Raw genomic sequence first — 22391 nt, 5'->3', positions numbered from 1 at the left:
GGATCAGCTTCCCTGTGCCAGCTTGCCGGTCATCCCGCCCGCATCCACCGGCGCGCCGAGCGCGCGGGCGATGGTGGTGACGTTGTGATCGATCATACCGATATAAGTGCCCTCATAGCTGCCGGGTTCCCCCATGGCGTCACTATAGAGCGACCCGCCGATCACGACCTCATGGCCGCGCGCCGCCGCGCCTTCGACCAGTGCGCGCATGTTACGGTCGGACACCGAGGTTTCGACGAAAACCGCGCCGATCTCGCGTTCGACAAGCTCATCGACGAGCGAAGAGATGCGATTGAGCCCTGCCTCGCTGTTGGTCGAGATGCCTTGAATGCCGATCACCTCGAAGCCGAAGGCGCGCCCGAAGTAGCTGAAAGCATCATGCGCCGTGACCAAGACGCGCTGGCCTTCGGGCACCTGCGCCACGGTCTCGGCGGCATAGGCGGCGAGTTGGTCCAGTTCCGCGCGGTAGGTCTTGGCATTCGCGGCAAAGGTCTCGACCCCCGCCGGATGTGCTTCGCTCAGCGCGCGGGTCACCTCATCCACCACGGCGGTCCAAGTGTTGGGGTCCATCCAGACATGCGGGTCATAGCGGCCCTCGTAATCCGGGTGGCTGAGCAGCCCCTCCCTGGGCAGGGCTTCGGCCACGGCGATCACGGCGCGTTTGCGGCCCAGATCCTCAAAGAACCGCTCCATCTGCGCTTCAAGGTAAAGGCCGTGCCAGAGCACCAGATCGGCCCGCGTCAGCGCCACGATGTCGCTGCGCGTCTGGCGGTAGCTGTGCGGATCGACGCCCGACCCCATGAGCGAGCGGACCTCCACCAGATCGCCACCAATCCGCCGGGCGGCGTCGGCGATCATGCCGGTGGTCGCAACGACGTTGAGCTTTGGAGCGGCAAAGGCGGCGGGCGCGGCCCCGAGCAGGGCAAATGCGCTCAGGCTGCCGATCAAAGCGGTGCGGCGGGACGGGCGAAACGGATCAGATGCATGTGTCATGGAGGTATTAGTGAGAACGATTCTCAATTAAGTCAACATTTGAGAATGGTTCTCATTAACAATTTCCGCATTTCGCCTGTTTTTCAGGCATTCGACCGGTGACGCGGGGTTAGCGTCGCTTGCTTTGGCCCCTGCCCCATGCCATTTTGCGCGCCAGACCAAACCGGAGAGACCCCGATGGCCACCCAGACGACCCCGCAGCACCGTGAGACAGAAACCGACGCGCCGGGCCATCTGCCCCAGGTCACCGAACCCCGCGTCGAACCGATGCCGCTTGATATGGATTGGCTGCGCTCGGTGCAGGCGAATACCTCGGCGATCGAACGCCGCGCCGCCGCCCTGCCCGCCCGCCGTTCGCTGAAAAAGGACCACCAAGCCGCGTGGCTGCTGCGCGCGGTGACCTGTATCGACCTGACGACCCTTTCGGGCGACGACACCGCACGCCGGGTCGAGCGGCTTTGCGCCAAGGCGCGCCAACCGATTGCGCCCGATCTGCTCGAGGCGCTTGGCATGGCGCCGATCACCACCGGCGCGGTCTGCGTCTATCACGAGATGATCCCCGCCGCGCGGCGCGCGCTGGAGGGCACGAACATTCCCATCGCCGCCGTCTCAACCGGCTTCCCAGCGGGGCTGTCGCCCTTGGAACTGCGCATTCGCGAGATCGAAATGAGCGTCGAGGCCGGGGCGAGCGAGATCGACATCGTGATCTCGCGCCGTCATGTGCTCTCAGGCGACTGGCAGGCGCTTTACGATGAGATGCGCGCCTTCCGCGAGGCCTGCGGCGAGGCCCATGTGAAGGCGATCCTCGCCACCGGCGAATTGGGCTCGCTGCGCAATGTGGCGCGGGCGTCGCTGGTTTGCATGATGGCCGGGGCCGATTTCATCAAGACCTCGACCGGCAAGGAAAGTGTTAACGCCACCCTGCCCGTGAGCCTCGTCATGATCCGCGCGATCCGCGAGTATTATGCGCGCACCGGCGTGCGCGTGGGCTACAAGCCCGCGGGCGGCATCTCGAAGGCCAAGGATGCGATCACCTATCTGGCACTGATGAAGGAAGAGCTGGGCGACCGTTGGTTGCAGCCTGACCTGTTCCGCTTTGGGGCGTCCTCGCTCTTGGGCGATATCGAGCGGCAGTTGGAGCATCACGTGACCGGCAATTATTCGGCGGCTTACCGCCACGCGACCGCCTGAGCCCGTTGCAGGCTGCGGGAAGGTATTTGGAAAAGGATGAAGGCATGAGCGTGTCCGACATATTCGAAAGCATGGAATACGGGCCAGCCCCGGAATCGGCGGCAGATGCGCTGGCGTGGATCGTCGATCAGGGCGGGCGGTTTGGCCATTTCATCGATGGCGCCTTCACTGCGCCGGCGGCGGGGTTTGACAGCACGAACCCGGCGACGGGTGAGGTCTTGGCCAGTCTAACGCAGGCGTCGCAGGGCGATGTGGATGCCGCCGTGAAGGCGGCGCGCAAGGCGCAGCCCAAGTGGGAGAAGCTTGGCGGCCATGGCCGGGCGCGGCATATCTATGCGCTGGCGCGGCTGTTGCAGAAACACGCGCGGTTGTTTGCGGTCTTGGAGGTCTTGGACAACGGCAAGCCCATTCGCGAGGCGCGCGATATCGACGTGCCCTTGGCGCAGCGGCATTTCTATTATCACGCGGGCATGGCGCAGTTGATGGAGAGCGAGTTGCCCGATGCGCAGGCGCTTGGGGTTTGCGGGCAGATCATCCCGTGGAACTTCCCCCTGCTGATGCTGGCGTGGAAGATCGCGCCCGCGCTTGCGATGGGCAATACCGTGGTGTTGAAACCTGCGGAATACACTTCGCTGACCGCGCTTTTGTTTGCCGATATCTGCCGTCAGGCTGGGCTGCCCAAGGGTGTGGTCAATATCGTGACGGGCGATGGCACCGTGGGCGAGATGATCGTCGGCCATGACGATATCGACAAGATTGCCTTTACCGGCTCCACCGCCGTAGGCCGCCGCATTCGCGAGGCGACGGCGGGGTCCGGCAAGGCGCTGACCTTGGAGTTGGGTGGCAAATCGCCTTACATCGTTTTCGACGATGCCGATTTGGACAGCGCCGTCGAAGGGCTGGTCGATGCGATCTGGTTCAATCAGGGGCAGGTCTGCTGTGCCGGGTCGCGCTTGCTGGTGCATGAGCCGGTCGCGGATCGGTTTTATGCCAAGCTGCGCGCGCGGATGGAGAAGCTGCGCGTTGGCGACCCCTTGGACAAAAGCATCGATGTGGGCGCGCTGGTCGACCCGGTGCAATACAAGCGCGTGAGCGAGATGGTCGAGGCCAATACCGCCGGTGAGCGTTTCGTGACGCCGGGGGAGATGCCGGAGAATGGCTGTTTCTATCCGCCGACGCTGATCACCGGGCTGAACCCGGCGGATCGGCTGATGCAGGAAGAGATTTTTGGGCCTGTGCTGGTCTCCACCACCTTCCGCACGCCCGGCGAGGCGGTGCAGCTGGCCAATAACACGCGCTACGGTCTGGCGGCGACGGTCTGGACCGAGAATGTGAACCTTGCCCTCGACATCGCGCCGAAGTTGGAGACCGGGATCGTTTGGGTCAATGGCACCAATATGATGGATGCCGCAGCCGGGTTCGGCGGCAAGCGTGAAAGCGGCTTTGGCCGCGAGGGCGGTTGGGAAGGTCTGGCGGGCTATACCAAGCCCAAGACGGCGCGGAAGCCTTTGAAGGAGATCGAAGCCTTCTCAGGTGAGGGTGTGCCGGAGGATGGGATCGACCGGACTGCGAAGCTCTATATCGGTGGCAAACAGGCGCGGCCCGATGGCGGCTATTCCGCGCCGGTTTGGGGCAAGTCGGGCGGTCTGTTGGGGCATGTGAGCCTCGCCAACCGCAAAGACCTGCGCAATGCGGTCGAGGCGGCGCATGCGGCGAAGGACTGGTCGAAAACCACCGGCCATCTGCGGGCGCAGATCCTGTACTACATTGCCGAGAACCTTTCCGCACGGGGGGATGAATTCGCAGCACGTCTGGATGCGATGCAGGGCACGAAGACGGGCCGTAGGGAGGTCGATGCGGCCATCGACCGGCTTTTCACCTATGCCGCTTGGGCCGATAAATACGACGGTCAGGTGCACAGCGTGCCGATCCGCGGCGTGGCGCTGGCGATGAAGGAACCCGTGGGTGTGATCGGCGCGCTTTGCCCTGCCGAGGCGCCTTTGCTGGGGCTGATCTCTTGCATGGCCCCCGCCATCGCCATGGGCAACCGGGTGATCCTCTCGGCGTCCGAGCCCTTCCCGCTGGCGGCGACGGACTTCGTTCAGGTGCTCGAAACCTCGGACGTGCCTGGGGGCGTGGTGAATATCCTGACCGGGCCGCAGGGGGATCTGGCCGAAGCGATGGCGCGTCATATGGATGTGGATGCGGTCTGGTCCTTCGGCGCCGCAGCGCTTTCCGGCATTGTCGAGAAAGGGGCCGCGGGCAACATCAAACGCAGCTGGGTCAACCATGGCATGGCGCGGGATTGGTTCGGGGCCGAGGGCGCGGGGCGCGACTTCCTGCAGGCCGCGACCGAGGTCAAGAATATCTGGGTGCCCTACGGCGAATAACGCCCACTGCCCGGCCTAAGCAGAAGCGCCGCCCCCTTTCGGGAGCGGCGTTTTTTTCATTCCTGCGCTGTGTCTGCGGCCTCTAGCCCTTCGGGCTGGCCGACGACAACGAAATGCAGGTTTTCGGGCTCCAACAGCTCGGCAGCGACGCGTTTGACGTCTTTGAGGGTGACCGCCTCGACCCTGTCGTTGCGGGTGGCGATATAGTCGGTCGGCAGGCCAAGCATCTGCATCCCGACGAGGATGTTGGCAATGGGCGTATTCCCATCGAAGCGCAGCGGATAGGCGCCGGTGATATAGGTTTTGGCGGCGTCCAATTCCTCTTGCGTGATGCCTTCGGCGGCGGCCTTGGCCCATTCGGCGCGGATCATCTCGATCGCTTCGGCGATGCGGTCATTGGCCGAACTGACGGAGCCGAGATAGGTCTCGGCCAGATCGCGTGGGGCGAGGTAGGAATAGACGCCGTAGGTCAGGCCACGTTTCTCGCGCACCTCGGTCATCAGCCGGGATTCGAAACCGCCGCCACCGAGGACGTGGTTCAGCACCGTCGCGGTGAACCAATCGGGATCGTCCTGCGCGAGGCCGGGCTGACCAAAGAGCGCGACGGATTGCGGCGTGGCGAAATCGACGACCGTGGTGCCACTGGGGATATCGACCTCGGCCCGGGGCGGCATCGGCGCGCCTTCGGCGGGCAGCCCCCCCAGCAGTCTGTCGAGCATTTGGCCCAATTCCTCGGGTGTGATGTCGCCCACCGCGCCGACGATGATGCGGTCCCGCGCCAGCACCGCGCGATGCGCGGCGAGCAGATCGTCACGGGTCAGGCCCGCGACGCTTTCCAATGTGCCGTTCAGCGAACTGCCATAGGGGTGATCCCCAAAGGCGATCCGGTCAAAGGTCTGTTGGGCGATTTTGTTGGGGTCTTTCTGGTTCGACTGGATGTTCGAAATCACTTGGCCGCGCACCCGCTCAATGGCGTCTTCGTCGAAACGCGGCTCCTGAAGGGCCGCGCGCAGAAGGTCGATCGAGGGCGCGCGGTTCTCGGTCAGGAAACGTGCGGACACGGAAAGCGCATCGTCAGAGACATCAAAGCTGAGGTTCGTGGCCAGCGCTTCGGTCGCGCGGCTGAAGGCGCGGGCGTCCATCTCGCCCGCCCCTTCTTCCAAGAGGCCGGTCATCAGGTTGATCGCGCCGCGTTTGCCGGGGGCATCGAGAGACGCGCCGCCACGGAAACGGATTTCGAGTGCCACGAAGGGGATCGAGTGTTCCTCGACCAGCCAAGCGGTGATGCCGCCGGGGCTGGTCACCTCCTGAATATCGATCTCGGCGCGGGCGGGGAGTGCGGCAATTACCGTCAGGATCAGGGCGTAGATCAGTCTCATTGCGCGTCCTCCTTCATCAGCCAGCCGGTGACCGATGCGCGTTTGTCGAACAGGTCGCGGGCGGCCTGCATGATGTCCTCGGCGGTGACGGCCTGAAGCACATCGGGCCAGACCTGCACGTCTTCGACCGTGAGGCCGATGGCGAGGGCCGAGCCATAACGATGCGCCACGCGGTCCGCGTCGTCGCGGGCGTAGATTTGATCGGCGCGCAACTGCGCCTTGAGACGATCAAGGTGTTCCGGGTCCACACCGGCCTCCATAAACTGCGCGAGCGCCTCGTCCAGCGCCTCTTCGGCCTGTTGCAGGCTGACGCCGGGCACGGGCAGCACGACGAGGTCAAAAGTCGTGTCGTCCAGCGTGTCGGCCTTGTAGAAGGCGCCGGTGTAATTGGCGATCTGCGCATCGAATTGCAGTTTCTCGGCAAGGTAGGACGTGGTGCCGCCGCCCAGCAATTCGCTGAGCAGCAAGAGCGCCGCCGCTTCCTCCTGTTCGCCGCTGTCACGTTCTTGGGCAAGATAGGAGCGGCGGACATAGGGCTGGGCCACGCGGGCGTCTTTGTAGATCAACCGGCGCTCCGCGATCTGGGGCGGCTCTTCGGTGCGCAGGCGTTCCGGCAAGGCGGGGTTGGCGGGGATTTGGCCATAGGTGGCCTCGGCCAGTTCGCGCACCTCTTCCGGCGTCACATCGCCCGAGACTACGAGGATGGCGTTATTGGGCGAGTAGTAGAGTTCATAGAACGACAGCGCATCTTCGAGGTCCAGCTCCTCCATCTCATGTTTCCAGCCGATGATCGGCACGCCGTAGCGGTGATTGAGATATTGCGCGGCGTTGATTTGTTCACTGAACAGCGCGGCGGGGTTGTTCTCGGTCCGCTGGTTGCGCTCTTCGAGGATCACATCGCGTTCGGTTTCGATGTTTTCGGGGGTCAAACGGATGTTCTTCATCCGGTCGGCCTCCATCTCCATCATCAGGCCAAGGCGGTCTGCCGCGACGCGCTGGTAATAGGCGGTGTAATCGTAGCTGGTGAAAGCGTTGTCGCGCCCGCCGTTGGCCGCCACCGTGGCGGAAAATTCGCCCGCTTCCAGCTTGTCGGTAGCTTTGAACAGCAGGTGTTCAAGGAAATGCGCCACGCCCGATGACCCTTTGGGTTCATCAGCCGAGCCTGCGCGGTACCAGACCATCTGCTGCACGACCGGGGCGCGGTGGTCTTCGACGACCACGACCTCCATGCCGTTATCAAGGGTGAAATGGGTGACCGCTTCGTTCTCGGTCTGCCCCGCCTGCGCGGCGGGAGCTGTGAAGAGCGTCGCCACCAGGGCCGCCATCATCGGCAGTCGGATCATTGCTTACCTCGAAATATATCGCCTCTCGCATTACCTACGCGGTCTGGCGCTACTTTCAAGAAGCCTAGCGAAAACGTGTGTCCTGCGGCGGGTAGGACGGCGTGCGTCCGCCTGCCTTGCGCCAGCGCTCCGCCTCGCTATGGGCGTCGAGGATCATGCGCTTGTAGGCTTGGCCGTAGCGGTCAACCGGCACGATACGGAATTGGGTGAAACGGCCCTTGCGCTTGCGGAATTCCGCGTCGGCCTCGGCCAAGCTCTCACGGATGCCGGGCTGCACGCCCATCCGGCCCGCATGTTGGACCAGCGCCGCATCCCCCGCCGGGATGCCAGCAGAGGTATCCAAACGCCCGCCGAATGCCGCCACCCCTTCGGCCACCGCCGAGCGGTCGGTCAGGTTCGCCTGCCCCGGCGCCGGCGTGGGCAGGGTGTTCAAGTTGTCGGGGCGTTCCAGCGGCTTGACCGGTTGGATCAGGAACTCATCGGGCCCTTCAGAAGTCGGCTGCAAATCGCGAAGGCCCTGATTGCTGCAGGCGGCGAGGGCCAGCGGGATCAAGCTGATGAGGGCAATGCGGCGCATGGTGTCTCCTTTCGGGGTCTGCTTGTTCAATATCGCAGGCAAGCGGGCAATGTCACTGACCTTTTTTGCCCCGGCGCTTGGGCGCGCTTTTCGGCTCTCCGGTAAAGAGGATCAGCCCCAAGGCCCCGGCAAAGATAAAGACATCCGCCAAGTTGTAGACGAAAGGGTTGTTGATGCCGCAGCAGGAGTTGTTCAGGAAATCGAGCACATAGCCGTAGATCAGCCGGTCCGCCACATTCGCCTGCGCCCCGCCGACCAGCAGGCCACCGCTGAGCTGCGCCCAACGCCCATGCGGGCTGCGCCAGAGCCATAGGGTGACGCCCGCGCAGATCACTAGCGCCACCACGATCAGCACCCATTGGCTCATGTCGCCGCCAAGGCCAAAGTTGATGCCCCGGTTTTCCCCGTAGCGGAAATTCAGCACCGGCGGCAGCACGTCGATGGAGCGGACACGCGCCAGTTCCATCATGTGAATGACCACGTATTTGCTGATCTGGTCGATCAGAAAGGCCACGAAGGCCGCGATGCCGAATGTCCGCATGGGACTCCCCTTCGTTTAGTGCCGGAAGTGGCGCATGCCGGTGAAGACCATGGCAAGCCCCGCCTCATCCGCCGCTGCGATCACCTCGTCATCGCGCATGGAGCCGCCGGGCTGGATCAGCGCCGTGGCACCGGCCTCAGCGGCGGTGATGAGGCCGTCCGCGAAGGGGAAGAAGGCATCAGAGGCCACGACCGAACCCTGCGTCAGGGGGGCGTCGATGTCCATCACCTCGGCCATGTCTTGGGCCTTGCGCGCGGCGATGCGGGTGCTGTCCACGCGGCTCATCTGGCCCGCGCCCACGCCCACGGTGGCGCCGTCCTTGACGTAGATGATGGCGTTAGACTTGACGTGTTTCGCCACGGTCCAGGCAAAGAGCATGTCATCGAGTTCTTGATCCGATGGCTTGCGCTTGGTCACGACTTTCAGATCATCGCGCGTGATGCGGCCTACGTCCTTGTCCTGCACAAGGAAGCCGCCCGAGACCTGCCGCACCGCCAGTTCGGCAGCGGTCGGATCGGCGAGGCCTTCGGTGGTCAGCAGGCGCAGGTTCTTTTTGGCGGCGAAGATGCGTTTGGCATCCTCATCCGCGCCGGGGGCGATGACGACCTCGGTGAAGATCGCGGCGATGGCCTCTGCTGTCGGCCCGTCCAGCGGCTGATTCAACGCGATGATGCCGCCGAAGGCCGAGGTGCGGTCACAGTCGAAGGCGCGTGTGTAGGCTTCCAGCAGCGTCTCGCCCCGGGCCACACCGCAGGGGTTGGCGTGTTTGATGATGGCGCAGGCGGGGCCGTCCTTGGGGTCGAACTCGCTAACCAGCGCAAAGGCCGCGTCGGTGTCGTTGATGTTGTTATAGGACAGCTCCTTGCCCTGATGCTGCACCGCGTTGGCCAGACCGGGGGCGTTCGAGCCATCGGTGTAGAAGGCCGCCTGCTGATGCGGGTTCTCGCCATAGCGCAGGGTCTGGGCCAACGTGCCGCCAAAGGTGCGGCGGCGCGGCGTGGCCTCGACCTGCGCGGCCATCCATGTGCTGACGGCGGTGTCATAGGCGGCGGTGCGGGCATAGGCGGTCTGCGCGAGACGCTGGCGCAGGGCGTAAGAGGTCTGGCCGTCGTTGGCCTCCAGCTCCGCGATGACCTCGGCGTAATCCTCGACATCCACCACCACATTGACGAAACCGTGGTTCTTCGCCGCCGAGCGGATCATCGCCGGGCCGCCAATGTCGATGTTCTCGATCACCTCGGCGTATTCCGCGCCCTTGGCGACGGTTTCCTCGAAGGGGTAGAGGTTCACCACCACCAGATCGATCGCGCCGATGTTGTGTTCGTTCATCGCGCCGACGTGTTCGTCATTGTCGCGCAGGGCCAACAGACCGCCGTGCACGACCGGATGCAGCGTTTTCACGCGCCCGTCCATCATTTCGGGAAAGCCGGTCACATCGGCTACATCCAGAACCTCCAGCCCCGCGTCGCGCAGCGCTTTCGCGGTGCCGCCGGTGCTGAGCAATTCGACGCCCCGCGCCGCCAAAGCCTTGCCAAGGTCCAAAAGACCGGTCTTGTCGGATACGGAAAGCAGGGCGCGTTTGATGGGATAGAGGTCGGGCATGGGGCTGGTTCCTTGGTCAGTCTTCATCAGCATAGGGATCGTCGATCGACAAATCTCGCACGCCAATCGCAGTTTCCTGCGCTTTTGACAACGACCAGCGCACCCGCGTGGCATAGTTCATGGCATAGCCCGAGAGCACGATCTGCTGCGCGGCGCGCGGTTTCAGACGGGTTGTCTCAAGGTAAACCCCCGGTTCCAAAGACAGATTATGCGTGCCGTCATGGCGAAACACCCAAATCTCCCCGCTTTTCAGCGCCATTGAGATCGCAGCCCCGCCAAGGTCCAACGTGGCATCCACATCCGGGTGCAGGTGAAACCGGATATCGAAGGCGACCCCCTTTGACTGGGCGGCGTTCAGCACTTTGTCAAAACGCCGCTTCTCCGCCCCCTCGATCGCCAGCAGCATATCCTCCCCCGAAAGGCCGCGCCCGTCTGCGGTCAGCTCAAGCCGCCGCGCATGGGTCAGCCCGTGGCTGCGCAGATAGGCGTCATGCGCGCCTTCGAAACGCAGCCCATCCGCCGCCTCTCCGATCTCGACGGGCACATGGCGCGGGCCCGCGATCAGCGCCTCCGCCCCGCTATGCGGATCAGGCTCCGCCAGTCGCGCGCTGGAATGGCCGACGAGCGACAGGGCCGAATGCGACGGCGTGGCCCGCCCCGCCCGCCGCCACTCTAGCCCGAAGGACGCGCCGGAGCCGCAATTCACCACCAAGGGCCGCCGCCCCGAGGTCAGCTCGAATGCCAATGTCGAGGCATGGGCGTTGGTCGAGGCCGCACCGCTTGGCGGGGCTGCCGCATCGACGATCACGCTGGTGCGGCCTGCGGACAGTCTTGCAAAGCCCATGGCCAGCCCATCGGGCTGCCGCGTCCTGACTTTGGCCGCCGCCAGCGCGTGGTCCAGCCAGCCCTCCATGCCGCGCCCGCCGCCGTGAAACCGCGCCAACGCCCCATCCGCATGGCGTAGGCTGCGCAGGGTCGGCGCGATGCGCTCGATCGCGGTCAGATGCTCTTTGGGCGCGCTGCGGCCCGCATCGCTCAGCGCGGCGGCGGCCCATGTCAGCAGGGTGAAGACCGCCAGCAGTTCCTCGGGATTGCGCGTGGGCAGCCCCCCCTCGGCATCGATCTGGCTGGCGCATTCCCGGGCGAGGGCCTTGACCGCCGGATCGGCCAGTTCGGCCAGCCCCTCCAGCGACAGGCTGGCATAGATCAGCCCGGCCAGCGCCTCAAAACGCGGCAGGCCAGGGGCCGCCCCGCGCCAGCGTTTCGACAGGAACCGGGTCTGCTGTTCAAGGGATCGGTAGAAGGCATCGCTCTGCTCGGTCTCCGTCCCCCGCAGCATGAAAAGCGCGTGATTGATCCACCGGATCAGCCGCCGCCCGGTTAGCGCCGGGGTCCAGCCCGGCCCCTGCCCGCGCCCGAAACGGTCTATCCAGCCCCAAAGCCACGCCTGCGCCGCCCCCCGCGCCCGCGCATCGCCCACGGCAGCGAGGTCATCGAGCCACGCAAAACCGTGCAGTTCCGCAGCAAATGCGGGGTCAGGCGGGCTAAGGTCCCACATGGCGGCTTGCGGCGCGGTCAGCAGGCTGCCGGCAAAGAGGTAATTGCCCGCCATCAACTGCCGCCCCCGCGCGAAAGAGCCGATGGTGCGCGGCTCGGGCGAGGAGGTGAACGCGACGACCCGCCCTCGGCCCCGGGTCGCACGCCAAGCGTGCCAGCGGTTCAGAAACCGCGCCCTGCGAGCCATGACGCTGGAAAGATTAATCATATCAAGCTGCCCCTGACGCTCTGCTGGCGTTTGGCGGCAGCATAACCGCGGCCCCACAATGAGTCACCGGATTTTCCCCGCGCGGCGGAGGATCGGCGGGGAACCGACGCTTGCCACCGCGCGGCGGCGCGGCCTAAACAGGAACACCCCAAGCGGAGCCGCCGATGATCGCCAGCCTGATGATGTACCTGCGCCCCGAGACCGCCGAGGCGACAGGGCGCTACTGGGCCATGATCCGTGACGCCCTGCGCGCGCAGGGCATCCCGGCCCCGGAAAGGCTGAGCAATGATGCCGAGGAATTCGCCGTCTGGACAGCGCCCGACCTCACCTTATCCCAGACCTGCGGGATGCCTTACCGCCTGTGGCTGCATGACCGTGTCACGCTGATCGGCACGCCGGACTTTGGCGTCGAAGGCTGCCCGCCGGGGTATTACAACAGCGTTTTCGTGGTCCGCGCCAATGATCCCCGTGAAACAATTTCCGATTTCCACGCGGCGCGCTTCACCTACAACCAGACGTTCTCGCAATCAGGCTATGCCGCCCCTTACGCGCATTGCCGGGCGCGGGGCTTTTGGTTTGCAAAGCGTAGCCAAAGCCACGGTCACCGCGCCTCGGCCAAGGCTGTGGCCGAGGGACGCGCGGATATCGCGGCGCTGGATGCGGTGTCTTGGCGGCTGATCGAAAGCCATGACGCTTTCGCGGGTGACCTGCGGGTGCTGGAACGCACGGCCCCGACCCCCGGCCTGCCCTATATTGCGGCGGCGGATGCCGATGCGGCGGCAATAACCGCGGCGGCGCGCGCGGCCATTGCCGGGCTCACGGCAGCAGATGCCGCCACGCTAGGGCTCCGCGGCCTCATAGACATCCCGAAAGCGGCCTATCTCGTCGTCCCCTCCCCGCCCGACGGGGCGTGAGGGTCAGCCCTTGCGCAGGCAGGCAATGTAGAACCCGTCCATCCCACCTTGATCGGCCCAGAAATCGGGGCGCAGCCGCAGCCCGCCCTCTTCGGTGTGCCAATCGGCCTCGACGCCGGGCACCTCCAGCGCAGCGGTGTCGACGGTCATATCGCCATGCCGCTCCAAGGCTTCGTCGACCTGCACTTCGCCCTCGTCCGGCAGCAGGCTACAGGTGCAGAACACCAGCCGCCCGCCGGGCTTGAGCAGGCTCCACGCGTGGTCGATCAACTCGGATTGCAACTCGATCAGATCACCGAATTCCGATCCGTCTTTGGCATAAGGCAGGTCCGGGTGGCGGCGGATGGTGCCGGTGGCGGAGCAGGGCGCGTCCAGCAGAATGGCGTCGAATGTGCCCTGCACGGCGCGCGCGTCTTTGGTCAGCGTCTTGGCCTTCAGCCCGACGCGGGCGAGGTTTTCCTTCACCCGCTGCATCCGGGGGTGCGACTGGTCAACGGCGGTGACGACCGCCCCCGCGGCGGCCAGTTGCATCGTCTTGCCGCCCGGCGCGGCGCAGAGGTCCAGCACCGTCTCGCCCTCCTTGGGCGCCAGCACCCGCACCGGGATCGCGGCGGCGGCATCTTGCACCCACCAATCGCCCTCGGCAAAACCCGGCATGGTTGAGACCTGCCCGGCATCTGTCACCCGGACGGAGCCTGTCGGCAGCAGTGTGCCCCCCACGGCCTCTGCCAAAGCGGCGGCGTCGCCCTTGGCGGTCAGATCAAGCGGTGCGCCCGCGAAATGCGCCTGTTCCATCGCGGCCATGGCATCGGTGCCCCAAGCTTCGGCCAGCGGTCCGCGCAGCCATTTCGGCAGGCGCGGCGCGCGCAGGGCATCCCACGCCTCGGGCCCCTGAGCGGCGATCTTGCGCAGCACGGCGTTGGTCAGCCCCTTGAGATGGCTCAGCGTGCGGTGTTGCGAGACGAGGTTCACCATCGCATTCACCACCCCATGCGCGGCCCCGCCCTGACAAAGCTCAACCGTGCCGACCCGCAGCACATTGCGCACGGTCAGCGGCGGTGCCTTTTGCAGGTGCTTTTGCAGCAACCGATCCGCCCGCTCCAACCCGCGCAGCGTGTCCTGCGCCAAACGCTGCGCCCGGGCCCGATCATCGGGGGGCAGCTTGTCCAGCGCGCCCGCGGCAAGAAGCTCGGACATCAGCCGCGGCTCATCGTCCAAAATCTGATCCAGCAGATAAACCGCGCTTCTGCGGGCCTGAACGCCTGTGTCTGCCATGGTCATATCCTATCTGGGTCTGGCTTGAGGGGTTGCCGGGTTGTCTGGGCCAGCGGGCGACGTATATCAAGGGAGAACTTGGCTCAAGAGGACCATGATGCCCGATCAACGCCCCATTCCCGACAGCAAACCCGGCCCTGATCCCACGCCCAGCCCCGCGCCGGACCTGCCCCCGCAACCCAAACCGGGGCCGAAACCGATCCCCGACACACCGCAAGACCCAACGCCGGCCCCCGGCCCCGATCTGCCTGCCGCCGCCCAGCGCGCCTTGGCCGAGGCTGCCGCCCGGCGTGAGGCGGCAGCCGCGCTCGACATGCCCACCGAACTTGGCGGGCGCGATGGGCCAGAGCCTGTGCGCTATGGCGATTGGGAGAAGAAGGGCATCGCTGTCGATTTCTAAGCGCTTCAGCGCAGGGTCAGCACTGCCGACTCCCCCGCGCCCCTGTCGGAGGTAAAGCGGAGTTTCGCGCCATCGCGGGCGACCAATTGGCAGTTATAGCCCAGCTCCTTGCCGCCCCAGACCAGCGTGCGGCAGAAATAACCGTCTTGCCACGACCACTTGCCGGTCACCTCCCAAACCGCACCCTTGCCGGAAATGACCCCGCCGGAGGTGACCCGCAGATCGACCAGCGGGCGGGTCAGGCGCTTGCCATTCACCGCCGCGACGAAGTCCGACTTGCTCTGGATACGGGCATATTCCGCCGCAGCGGGCAGACCGACTGACACCAGTATCGCTGTCACGGCCAGTGCAAAGGTAATCTTCATCGAAACCTCCCTTGGGGTGAGTTGCCTGAGGCACTCACGTAGCCAAGGAAGGTAAAGTTTCAGAAAATCTGTTTGCGCCTCAGCCCTTCAGGCCAAGCACGTCCAACATGTCATATTCCCCCGGCGCTTTGCCCTGCCCCCAAAGCGCGGCCTTGAGCGCCCCGCGGGCGAAAAGCGCACGGTCCGAGGCGACGTGGCGCAGGATGATCCGCTCTCCGGCGGCGGCGAACATCACGTCATGTTCGCCCACGATATCGCCGCCCCGGATCGCGGTGAACCCGATATCGCCCTTTTGCCGCGCGCCGGTGATCCCATCGCGGCCCCGGTCCGAAACATCCGCCAGTTTGACACCGCGCCCTTCGGCAGCGGCTTCGCCCAGCATCAATGCGGTGCCCGAGGGGGCATCGACTTTCTGATTGTGGTGCGATTCGATGATCTCAATGTCGTAATCCACGTCCAGCGCAGCGGCGACCTGCCGGGTGAGCTGCGTCAGCAGGTTCACGCCGAGGCTCATGTTCCCCGCACGGACGATGACGGCCCCCTGTTCGGCAGCGGGGGCAAGCTGGGCGATTTCATCTTCGGTCATGCCGGTGGTGCCGATGACATGGACGATCCCGCCCTTGGCGGCCTCACCGGCAAAAGCGATGGTGGCCTGCGGCGCGGTGAAGTCGATGACGGCCTGCACCTTGCCAAAAGCCTCTGCCGCATTGTCCGTCACGGTCACGCCCGAGGCCGTGCCGCCCATCGCCTCGCCCAGATCGCGGCCAATCCAATCATGGCCCGGACGCTCCAGCGCGGCGGCCAGATGCATTTTCTCGCTGGCGTTGATCTCACGGATCAACATTTGGCCCATGCGGCCAGAGGCGCCGGTGACGGCAATGCCGGGGGTCTGTGTCATACTCGGTCTCCTGCGGTTCTGGCCGTGACTGGCAGGGCCGGTTTAGCCCGTCGCGGAGCGCTTGGCAAAGTGCAACCGAAGCCTTAGATGGGGGGCATGGCAAAGAACAAGTTTCATGAGGGCCCCGGCCCGTCGCAACGACAACTCCGCGTGGGCGAAACCGTCCGCCGCGCCTTGTCAGATGTCCTCGCACGCGGGGATGTGCATGACACCGATCTCAATCGGATGTCGATCACCGTGGGCGAGGTGCGCATCTCTCCCGACCTCAAGATCGCCACGGCCTATGTGCTGCCCTTGGGCGGGGAGGGTCAGGATGAGGTTCTCAAACTGCTGGCCCGCAACAAAAGCGAATTGCGCCGTCAGGTCGCCAAGAAACTGACGCTCAAGTTCTCGCCCGATCTGCGCTTTCAGTTGGACCAGACCTTTGACCGGATGGACGACACCCGCCGCATGCTGAACCAAGAGGTGGTGCGCCGCGATGCGGATGCCCCCGATCACGATGATGCGGGCGACAGCGCCGACGGCGCGCCGGACCAGTGATCCGCGCGGGTCTGATCGCATTCGCGCTAATCGCGCTGAAAGGCACGCCTGCGGATGCTGCCGAATGTCGCAACATCACCTTCGACGGCAGTTCCTACACGATCTGCGAAGTCGATCTGGAGCGGGACGACCTGCGGCTTTTCCTCAACGACGAGGCGGGCGCGCCCTATGGGTTCTTCGGCTCGCTTGACGAGGCGCTGAAAGCGCAGGGGCTGCGGCTTGGCTTTGCCATGAACGCGGGCATGTACCACGAAGACCGCTCTCCGGTTGGGCATTACATCGAAGAAGGGGTCGAGACGCGCGGCGTGATCGACAACGCGGGCCCCGGCAATTTCGGCCTGCTGCCCAATGGTGTCTTCTGCCTACGCGAGGGCCGCGCCGATGTGATCGAGACCAAGCGCTATCTCAAGGCCAAGCCGAACTGCCGTTTCGCCACGCAATCCGGCCCGATGTTGGTGATAGACGGGGCGCTGCACCCGCGTTTCCTGCCCGACAGCACCTCGCGCTATATCCGAAACGGGGTTGGCACAACGGCAGATGGCAAACGCGCGGTTTTCGCGATTTCCAACGATGTGGTCACCTTTCACGAATTCGCCCGGCTCTACCGGGATGAATTGGACCTGCCTAACGCGCTGTATTTCGACGGCAATATCTCGCGGCTGCGCGCACCCGGTCTGCGTCGCAGCGGGGCGGGCTTTACCACCTTGGGGCCGATCGTGGGCATCGTGACGCCCGCAAAGTAAGCTTTTCCCCGCTTGGGGGCTGGGCAGGGCGGCGCGGCTCCGATAGAGGGCAGCACCACAAAAGCGAAGGGGCAAGACATGGCACGCAAACGCAAGGGTCGCGATATTTCTGGTTGGCTGGTGGTGGACAAACCCGCTGGCCCCACCTCGACCGCCGTGGTCAACAAGGTCCGTTGGGCGCTGGAGGCCAAGAAGGCGGGCCACGCAGGCACGCTCGACCCCGAAGCGACCGGCGTTCTGGCCATCGCCTTGGGCGAAGCGACCAAGACCGTGCCCTATATCACCGACGCGCTCAAAGCCTATGAGTTCACCGTACGTTTGGGGATCGCCACCAATACCGACGACGCCGAAGGCGAAGCCATCGGCACCTCTGACCTGCGCCCCGATGACGCCGCGATCAAGGATGCGCTGAACGGCTTTATCGGTGACATTCAGCAGGTGCCGCCGCAGTTCTCCGCCGTGAAGATCGACGGCCAACGCGCCTATAAACGCGCCCGCGACGGCGAAGAGATGGAGATCGCCGCCCGCCCCCTATGGGTGGAAAGCCTGCTGCTGGTCGACCGCCCCGATGCCGATCATGTCACGCTTGAAATGGTCTGCGGCAAGGGCGGCTATGTCCGCTCCATCGCGCGCGATCTGGGGCAGAAGCTTGGCTGTCTCGGCCACGTCCGCGAATTGCGCCGCACATGGTCCGGCCCGTTCGAGGCAGGCAACGCCCTGACGCTGGCGCAGGTGGACGAACTGGCCCGGACACCGGAACTCGACACCTATCTGTTGCCGCTGGCCGAAGGGCTCGCCGACCTGCCCGAGGTCAAAGCCACCCCCGAAGGCGCCACCCGCCTGCGCAACGGCAACCCCGGCATGGTCATCGCCCATGACGTGGAATATGGCGATGAATGCTGGGCCTCGCTCGACGGGCAGCCTGTCGCCGTGGGCCGCTTCAAGGCGGGGGAGCTGCACCCGAGCCGGGTGTTCAACCTGTCGTCGGACGCGAATGAGGGCTGAATGGCCCTAATTACCCGCAGCCACACCAAGGGCGACGCCCCTTCGACCGCGGTCTACTCGCCCTGCGAGCAATACCGCTACAGCCTTACCCGGTTCTGGGAGCCAGGCGCGCCGCGGGTGATGTTCGTGATGCTGAACCCTTCCACCGCGACCGAGGTGCAGAACGACCCGACGGTCGAGCGCTGCGAGCGTCGGGCGCGGGTGCTGGGGCTTTGGCGGCTTCCGGGTGACCAATATCTTCGCCTTCCGCGCCACCGACCCGCGCGACATGCGCGCAGCGGCCGATCCCATCGGCCCCGACAATGACGCCACGCTGGTCGAAGGGGCCGATTGGGCCGACCGCATCATCGCCGCTTGGGGCGTGCATGGCGCCCATCTCGACCGCGGTCTCGCCGTCGCGGCTCGGCTGGCTGAGGGGGCGAAACCGCTCTACCACCTCGGCCTCTCCAAAGCCGGGCATCCGCGCCATCCGCTTTACCTGCCCTACACCCAAGAGCCGGTTCTGTGGCAGCCCGAGCCCCCGGCGCGGGCAGGCATTCGTTAACCATTTCCCCGCTATTCCTTTGATTTTACAGCCACGACATGCCCTTTTGAAGCTGGGACGATGTGTGGGGCATCAAGCAATCAACGGGTGGAACTGCGGATGTTGTGGCTGGCTGGGGTAATGGGTCTGATGGCGGTCGGCGCCGTCACTTTCGTGGAAATCGAAACGCCGTCGGAGGACGAGCTGCCGGATGGGGACAGCCCGGGCGGTGGCGGCACCACCACGGTCGGAGATATCCTGTCGGGCAGCGATGACGGTGAGACGGTGGAGGGCGGCCCCGGCGACGACCATCTTGGCGGCTACGGCGGGGATGACCTGCTTCGTGGCGGCGGCGGGGATGATGACCTACACGGCCACGGCGGCAATGACACGCTCCAAGGTGGCGCGGGCGGCGACATCCTGCATGGCAATGACGGGGATGACGACCTTTTTGGCGGCGCGGGCAACGACAGCCTCTTTGGCCACAATGACGATGACTTTCTCTATGGCGGGGCGGGCGATGACGCGCTGCATGGCTCTGCCGGTGATGACCTGCTTGAGGGCGAGGCTGGTGATGACGCCCTTCAAGGCGGGCTTGGCGACGATGCGCTGCGCGGCGGCGCGGGCGTGGATACGCTCTTTGGCGGCTGGGGCGACGACACGCTCACCGGGGCCGATGACCAACAAAGCCCCGATTTCCTGAACGGCGGCGGCGGCGACGACCTGATCATCGCGGGCGCCGGGGATGTGGTGACCTCGGGCGACGGCACCGATCAAATCGCCTTGGGGGACTGGATCGGCCAAGGCGGGGCGGCGCAGATCACGGACTACCACGCGGCGGACGATTCGCTGCTCTTTGTCTGGGACGACAGCAGCGCGGGCGGGGCGGAGCCGCCGCTTTCCATCCTGCCCGACCCGGAGGATGCAGGCCAAACCCTCGTCCTGCTGGACGATATCATCGTCGCACGGGTGGCGGGGGACAGCGTCACGCTGGACGATATCGCGCTGATCCCGCTCTCTGCAGCCTTCGACCTCGGCCTCGCGGCCTAAGGCGGGGCGGAGCCCATGCGCAAATCACCCTTTGCCAAAGGCGAAAATTCCTCCTATACGCCCCCATCGCCTGCTGATTCCGTCAGCGGGTGATATCTCCATGGGCCTGCGCTGGACGACATCCCGGCCTGCGCCATCCATTTTAACTCTTTTCGAAAGGAGACCCCGATGTCGATCACTGCTGAAGAAAAAGCAAAAGTCATGAAAGAATTCGGCACCAAAGAAGGCGACACCGGTTCGCCCGAAGTTCAGGTTGCCATTCTGACCTCGCGCATCACCACGCTGACCGAGCACTTCAAGACCCACAAGAAAGACAACCACGGCCGCCGTGGTCTTTTGAAAATGGTCGCGACGCGCCGCAAGCTGCTGGATTACGTTAAGGCCAAAGACGAGTCCCGCTATCAGGACCTGATCAAACGCCTCGGCCTGCGCCGCTAATCGCGCGCAAGCCGCCGGAAGTTCCGGTGACAGGACGACCAAAACCTCCCGGCCCCGCCGGGAGGTTTTTTGTTGCGCGCAGACCGGGGCGCGCTGCGGCGGAGAGAACCCGCCGCTTATGGCCCCGAGGCGACAGAACACTTCCCATTTGCCATGAAAACATGTATGCCCGCGCAATCTGAAATCCGGCGCCCGGACTCCAGCGCCTGAAAAAGAAGATACCGGAGTCAGGGGCAATACGGCCCCTATGCAATGGCCAATGGGCCAAAAAGGAAACGTAGATGTTTAATGTAACGAAAAAATCGATCCAGTGGGGCGAAGAGACGCTGACACTGGAAACCGGTAAGGTTGCCCGTCAGGCGGACGGGTCGGTGATTGCCACGCTGGGTGAGACCAGCGTCATGGCCAACGTGACGTATGCACGTCAGCAAAAGCCCGGGCAGGACTTCTTCCCCCTGACCGTGCACTACCAAGAGAAATACTATGCCGCCGGTAAAGTACCGGGTGGCTTCTTCAAGCGTGAGGCCCGCCCCACCGAGAAGGAAACCCTGACCGCGCGTCTGATCGACCGTCCGATCCGCCCGCTCTTCGTCCCCGGCTTCAAAAACGAAGTTCTGGTGATGTGCACCGTGTTGAGCCACGATCTGGTCAACGACCCCGACATGGTCGCCATGATCGCCGCCTCCGCCGCGCTGACGCTCTCGGGCGCGCCCTTCATGGGTCCGATCGCGGGCTGCCGTGTGGGCTATGAGGGTGGCGACTATGTGTTGAACCCGACCATCGACGACATGCAAGACCTGCGCCTGAACCCCGACCAGCGCCTCGACCTCGTGGTCGCGGGCACCAAGGACGCGGTGATGATGGTCGAATCCGAAGCCTATGAGCTGTCGGAAGAGGAAATGCTGGGCGCCGTGAAATTCGCGCATGAGCAGATCCAGCCGGTCATCGACCTGATCATCGATCTGGCCGAAGAAGCCGCGAAAGAGCCTTTCGACTTCCAGCCCGACGACTATTCGGACCTGTCGGCAGCCGTGAAAGCCGCTGGCGAAGACGAAATGCGTGCCGCTTTCGCGATCGTAGACAAGCAAGAGCGCACCGCCGCCGTTGCCGCCGCCCGCGAAACCATTAAGAGCAAGCTCACCGAAGAGCAGCTTGAGGACAAGAACCTCAGCTCCGCGATGAAGGGCCTTGAGGCCAGCATCCTGCGCGGCGACGTGGTGAAAACCGGCAAGCGTATCGACGGTCGTCGCACCGACGAAATTCGTGACATCGTGGCCGAAACCGGCATCCTGCCACGGACCCACGGTTCGGCGCTGTTCACCCGTGGTGAAACGCAAGGTCTCGTCGTGACCACGCTCGGCACCGGCGACGATGAGCAGTTCATCGACGCGCTACACGGCAACTTCAAATCGAACTTCCTGCTGCACTATAACTTCCCGCCCTACTCGGTCGGCGAAGTGGGTCGCGTGGGCCCTCCCGGACGCCGCGAAGTCGGCCACGGCAAGCTCGCATGGCGCGCCCTGCAGGCGGTTCTGCCCGCGGCAACGGACTTCCCCTACACCATCCGTCTGGTCTCCGAGATCACCGAATCCAACGGCTCTTCTTCGATGGCATCGGTCTGCGGTGGCTCCCTGTCCATGATGGACGCGGGCGTGCCGCTGAAATCGGCCGTGGCCGGTGTGGCGATGGGTCTGATCCTCGAAGATGACGGCTCCTACGCGATCCTGTCGGACATCCTGGGTGACGAAGACCACCTCGGCGACATGGACTTCAAGGTCGCGGGCACCGAAGCCGGCATCACCTCGCTGCAGATGGACATCAAGGTCGCAGGCATCACGCCCGAGATCATGGAGAAAGCCCTGGCACAAGCCAAAGAAGGCCGTATCCACATCCTCGGCGAGATGAACAAGGCGATTTCGGGTGCCGCGGACTTCTCCGTTCACGCGCCGCGTATCGAGACCATGCAAATCCCGACCGATAAGATCCGCGAAGTGATCGGCTCGGGCGGTAAGGTGATCCGCGAGATCGTCGAGGTTTCCGGCGCCAAGGTCGACATCAACGACGAAGGCACCATCAAGATCGCCAGCCCCAACGGCGAAGCGATCAAGAAAGCCTATGACATGATCTATTCGATCGTGGCCGAGCCCGAAGAAGGTGCCATCTACACCGGCACCGTCGTGAAGATCGTCGATTTCGGCGCCTTCGTGAACTTCTTCGGCAAGCGCGACGGTCTGGTGCATGTCTCCCAGATCGAAAACCGCCGCCTGAACCACCCTTCGGACGTTCTGAAGGAAGGTCAGGAAGTGAAAGTCAAGCTTCTGGGCTTCGACGATCGCGGCAAGGTACGCCTGTCGATGAAAGTCGTCGATCAGGAGACCGGCGAAGAGATCACTGCCGAGAAGAAAGAAGCGGCAGAGGGTTAATCAAAACCTGCTGCGGACCCTCACCGGGGTCCGCAG

At 64.6% G+C, this 22391-nt stretch carries 20 protein-coding genes and 1 pseudogene; 11 read left to right on the top strand and 10 right to left on the bottom strand.

The window, feature by feature from the left end; all coding sequences use genetic code 11:
* Positions 1–3: 3 nt before the first annotated feature.
* Complete coding sequence (locus tag ACGYLD_RS07915) at positions 4–993, bottom strand: metal ABC transporter solute-binding protein, Zn/Mn family (protein WP_394401995.1); 990 nt, start codon at positions 991–993, stop codon at positions 4–6.
* Between the two features lie 177 nt (positions 994–1170).
* Between ACGYLD_RS07915 and deoC the strand changes: the two genes are divergently transcribed.
* Positions 1171–2184: a deoxyribose-phosphate aldolase gene (gene deoC / locus ACGYLD_RS07910; RefSeq protein WP_209218436.1), complete on the top strand. Its 1014-nt coding sequence runs from the start codon at positions 1171–1173 to the stop codon at positions 2182–2184.
* A gap of 44 nt (positions 2185–2228) precedes the next feature.
* On the top strand, positions 2229–4574 hold the full coding sequence (locus ACGYLD_RS07905; RefSeq protein WP_271692926.1) for an aldehyde dehydrogenase family protein: 2346 nt from the start codon (positions 2229–2231) through the stop codon (positions 4572–4574).
* A 56-nt stretch (positions 4575–4630) separates the two neighbouring features.
* Here the strand turns inward: ACGYLD_RS07905 and ACGYLD_RS07900 are convergent, their stop codons facing one another.
* From ACGYLD_RS07900 to ACGYLD_RS07875, 6 genes are all read right to left on the bottom strand, one after another.
* Positions 4631–5953 carry a pitrilysin family protein gene (locus ACGYLD_RS07900; protein WP_271692925.1) on the bottom strand — a complete coding sequence of 441 codons (1323 nt, stop codon included), beginning with the start codon at positions 5951–5953 and terminating at the stop codon, positions 4631–4633.
* On the bottom strand, positions 5950–7296 hold the full coding sequence (locus ACGYLD_RS07895) for a pitrilysin family protein (protein ID WP_271692924.1): 1347 nt from the start codon (positions 7294–7296) through the stop codon (positions 5950–5952). The genes ACGYLD_RS07900 and ACGYLD_RS07895 overlap by 4 nt, the downstream gene beginning before the upstream one ends.
* Positions 7297–7360: 64 nt before the next feature.
* Positions 7361–7873, bottom strand: coding sequence for a DUF3035 domain-containing protein (locus tag ACGYLD_RS07890; protein WP_271692923.1), 513 nt, complete (start codon positions 7871–7873; stop codon positions 7361–7363).
* 52 nt (positions 7874–7925) lie between these two features.
* Positions 7926–8414 (bottom strand): signal peptidase II, encoded by a 489-nt coding sequence (lspA, locus tag ACGYLD_RS07885; protein WP_394401990.1) that lies wholly within the window; start codon positions 8412–8414, stop codon positions 7926–7928.
* A 15-nt stretch (positions 8415–8429) separates the two neighbouring features.
* Positions 8430–10016, bottom strand: coding sequence for a bifunctional phosphoribosylaminoimidazolecarboxamide formyltransferase/IMP cyclohydrolase (gene purH / locus ACGYLD_RS07880; protein ID WP_271692922.1), 1587 nt, complete (start codon positions 10014–10016; stop codon positions 8430–8432).
* A 16-nt stretch (positions 10017–10032) separates the two neighbouring features.
* Positions 10033–11781, bottom strand: a complete 1749-nt coding sequence (locus ACGYLD_RS07875; protein ID WP_276153827.1) for a heparinase II/III family protein — start codon at positions 11779–11781, stop codon at positions 10033–10035.
* Between the two features lie 164 nt (positions 11782–11945).
* Between ACGYLD_RS07875 and ACGYLD_RS07870 the strand changes: the two genes are divergently transcribed.
* On the top strand, positions 11946–12695 hold the full coding sequence (locus ACGYLD_RS07870; RefSeq protein WP_394401987.1) for a phosphate/phosphite/phosphonate ABC transporter substrate-binding protein: 750 nt from the start codon (positions 11946–11948) through the stop codon (positions 12693–12695).
* Between the two features lie 3 nt (positions 12696–12698).
* Here the strand turns inward: ACGYLD_RS07870 and ACGYLD_RS07865 are convergent, their stop codons facing one another.
* Positions 12699–13970 carry an RsmB/NOP family class I SAM-dependent RNA methyltransferase gene (locus tag ACGYLD_RS07865; RefSeq protein ID WP_271692919.1) on the bottom strand — a complete coding sequence of 424 codons (1272 nt, stop codon included), beginning with the start codon at positions 13968–13970 and terminating at the stop codon, positions 12699–12701.
* Between the two features lie 199 nt (positions 13971–14169).
* Between ACGYLD_RS07865 and ACGYLD_RS07860 the strand changes: the two genes are divergently transcribed.
* Entirely contained in the window at positions 14170–14370 is a 201-nt protein-coding gene (locus ACGYLD_RS07860) for a DUF1674 domain-containing protein (protein ID WP_271689916.1), read from the top strand.
* 5 nt (positions 14371–14375) lie between these two features.
* On the opposite strand, the gene ACGYLD_RS07855 is transcribed toward ACGYLD_RS07860, so the two are convergent.
* Both ACGYLD_RS07855 and dapB read right to left on the bottom strand, forming a co-directional pair.
* Entirely contained in the window at positions 14376–14735 is a 360-nt protein-coding gene (locus tag ACGYLD_RS07855; protein WP_271692918.1) for a dihydrodipicolinate reductase, read from the bottom strand.
* Between the two features lie 79 nt (positions 14736–14814).
* A complete protein-coding gene (dapB, locus tag ACGYLD_RS07850) occupies positions 14815–15633 on the bottom strand; it encodes a 4-hydroxy-tetrahydrodipicolinate reductase (protein WP_271692917.1) in 819 nt (272 codons plus the stop codon).
* 96 nt (positions 15634–15729) lie between these two features.
* On the opposite strand from dapB, the gene rbfA reads away from it, so the two are divergent.
* From rbfA to pnp, 7 genes and pseudogenes are all read left to right on the top strand, one after another.
* Positions 15730–16173: a 30S ribosome-binding factor RbfA gene (rbfA, locus tag ACGYLD_RS07845; RefSeq protein WP_271692916.1), complete on the top strand. Its 444-nt coding sequence runs from the start codon at positions 15730–15732 to the stop codon at positions 16171–16173.
* Positions 16170–16916, top strand: coding sequence for a phosphodiester glycosidase family protein (locus ACGYLD_RS07840; RefSeq protein WP_271692915.1), 747 nt, complete (start codon positions 16170–16172; stop codon positions 16914–16916). Before rbfA ends, ACGYLD_RS07840 begins: the two co-directional genes overlap by 4 nt.
* 78 nt (positions 16917–16994) lie before the next feature.
* Positions 16995–17921 carry a tRNA pseudouridine(55) synthase TruB gene (gene truB, locus ACGYLD_RS07835; RefSeq protein ID WP_271692914.1) on the top strand — a complete coding sequence of 309 codons (927 nt, stop codon included), beginning with the start codon at positions 16995–16997 and terminating at the stop codon, positions 17919–17921.
* Positions 17922–18465, top strand: a pseudogene (locus ACGYLD_RS07830) (DUF1643 domain-containing protein).
* Positions 18466–18525: 60 nt separating this feature from the next.
* On the top strand, positions 18526–19494 hold the full coding sequence (locus ACGYLD_RS07825; RefSeq protein WP_333909705.1) for a calcium-binding protein: 969 nt from the start codon (positions 18526–18528) through the stop codon (positions 19492–19494).
* Between the two features lie 168 nt (positions 19495–19662).
* Complete coding sequence (gene rpsO, locus ACGYLD_RS07820; RefSeq protein WP_067266742.1) at positions 19663–19932, top strand: 30S ribosomal protein S15; 270 nt, start codon at positions 19663–19665, stop codon at positions 19930–19932.
* Positions 19933–20213: 281 nt separating this feature from the next.
* Positions 20214–22355, top strand: coding sequence for a polyribonucleotide nucleotidyltransferase (gene pnp, locus ACGYLD_RS07815; RefSeq protein ID WP_271692912.1), 2142 nt, complete (start codon positions 20214–20216; stop codon positions 22353–22355).
* Positions 22356–22391 lie beyond the last annotated feature (36 nt).

Origin of the sequence: Sulfitobacter sp. 1A12056, from assembly GCF_043558125.1 — a bacterium.
Lineage (GTDB): Bacteria > Pseudomonadota > Alphaproteobacteria > Rhodobacterales > Rhodobacteraceae > Sulfitobacter > Sulfitobacter faviae.
Note: the sequence above shows the minus strand (reverse complement) of the source record. Positions and strands in the feature narration are given on the sequence as shown.

Excerpts from the sequence above, each read along its gene's own strand:
- ACGYLD_RS07855 (WP_271692918.1), bottom strand. The coding sequence starts at position 14,735 with ATGAAGATTACCTTTGCACTGGCCGTGACAGCGATACTGGTGTCAGTC.
- rpsO (WP_067266742.1), top strand. The coding sequence starts at position 19,663 with ATGTCGATCACTGCTGAAGAAAAAGCAAAAGTCATGAAAGAATTCGGC.
- ACGYLD_RS07875 (WP_276153827.1), bottom strand. The coding sequence starts at position 11,781 with ATGATTAATCTTTCCAGCGTCATGGCTCGCAGGGCGCGGTTTCTGAAC.
- pnp (WP_271692912.1), top strand. The coding sequence starts at position 20,214 with ATGTTTAATGTAACGAAAAAATCGATCCAGTGGGGCGAAGAGACGCTG.
- ACGYLD_RS07890 (WP_271692923.1), bottom strand. The coding sequence starts at position 7,873 with ATGCGCCGCATTGCCCTCATCAGCTTGATCCCGCTGGCCCTCGCCGCC.
- dapB (WP_271692917.1), bottom strand. The coding sequence starts at position 15,633 with ATGACACAGACCCCCGGCATTGCCGTCACCGGCGCCTCTGGCCGCATG.
- ACGYLD_RS07900 (WP_271692925.1), bottom strand. The coding sequence starts at position 5,953 with ATGAGACTGATCTACGCCCTGATCCTGACGGTAATTGCCGCACTCCCC.
- purH (WP_271692922.1), bottom strand. The coding sequence starts at position 10,016 with ATGCCCGACCTCTATCCCATCAAACGCGCCCTGCTTTCCGTATCCGAC.
- ACGYLD_RS07870 (WP_394401987.1), top strand. The coding sequence starts at position 11,946 with ATGATCGCCAGCCTGATGATGTACCTGCGCCCCGAGACCGCCGAGGCG.
- truB (WP_271692914.1), top strand. The coding sequence starts at position 16,995 with ATGGCACGCAAACGCAAGGGTCGCGATATTTCTGGTTGGCTGGTGGTG.
- ACGYLD_RS07865 (WP_271692919.1), bottom strand. The coding sequence starts at position 13,970 with ATGGCAGACACAGGCGTTCAGGCCCGCAGAAGCGCGGTTTATCTGCTG.
- lspA (WP_394401990.1), bottom strand. The coding sequence starts at position 8,414 with ATGCGGACATTCGGCATCGCGGCCTTCGTGGCCTTTCTGATCGACCAG.
- deoC (WP_209218436.1), top strand. The coding sequence starts at position 1,171 with ATGGCCACCCAGACGACCCCGCAGCACCGTGAGACAGAAACCGACGCG.
- ACGYLD_RS07825 (WP_333909705.1), top strand. The coding sequence starts at position 18,526 with ATGTGTGGGGCATCAAGCAATCAACGGGTGGAACTGCGGATGTTGTGG.
- ACGYLD_RS07895 (WP_271692924.1), bottom strand. The coding sequence starts at position 7,296 with ATGATCCGACTGCCGATGATGGCGGCCCTGGTGGCGACGCTCTTCACA.
- ACGYLD_RS07915 (WP_394401995.1), bottom strand. The coding sequence starts at position 993 with ATGACACATGCATCTGATCCGTTTCGCCCGTCCCGCCGCACCGCTTTG.
- ACGYLD_RS07905 (WP_271692926.1), top strand. The coding sequence starts at position 2,229 with ATGAGCGTGTCCGACATATTCGAAAGCATGGAATACGGGCCAGCCCCG.
- rbfA (WP_271692916.1), top strand. The coding sequence starts at position 15,730 with ATGGCAAAGAACAAGTTTCATGAGGGCCCCGGCCCGTCGCAACGACAA.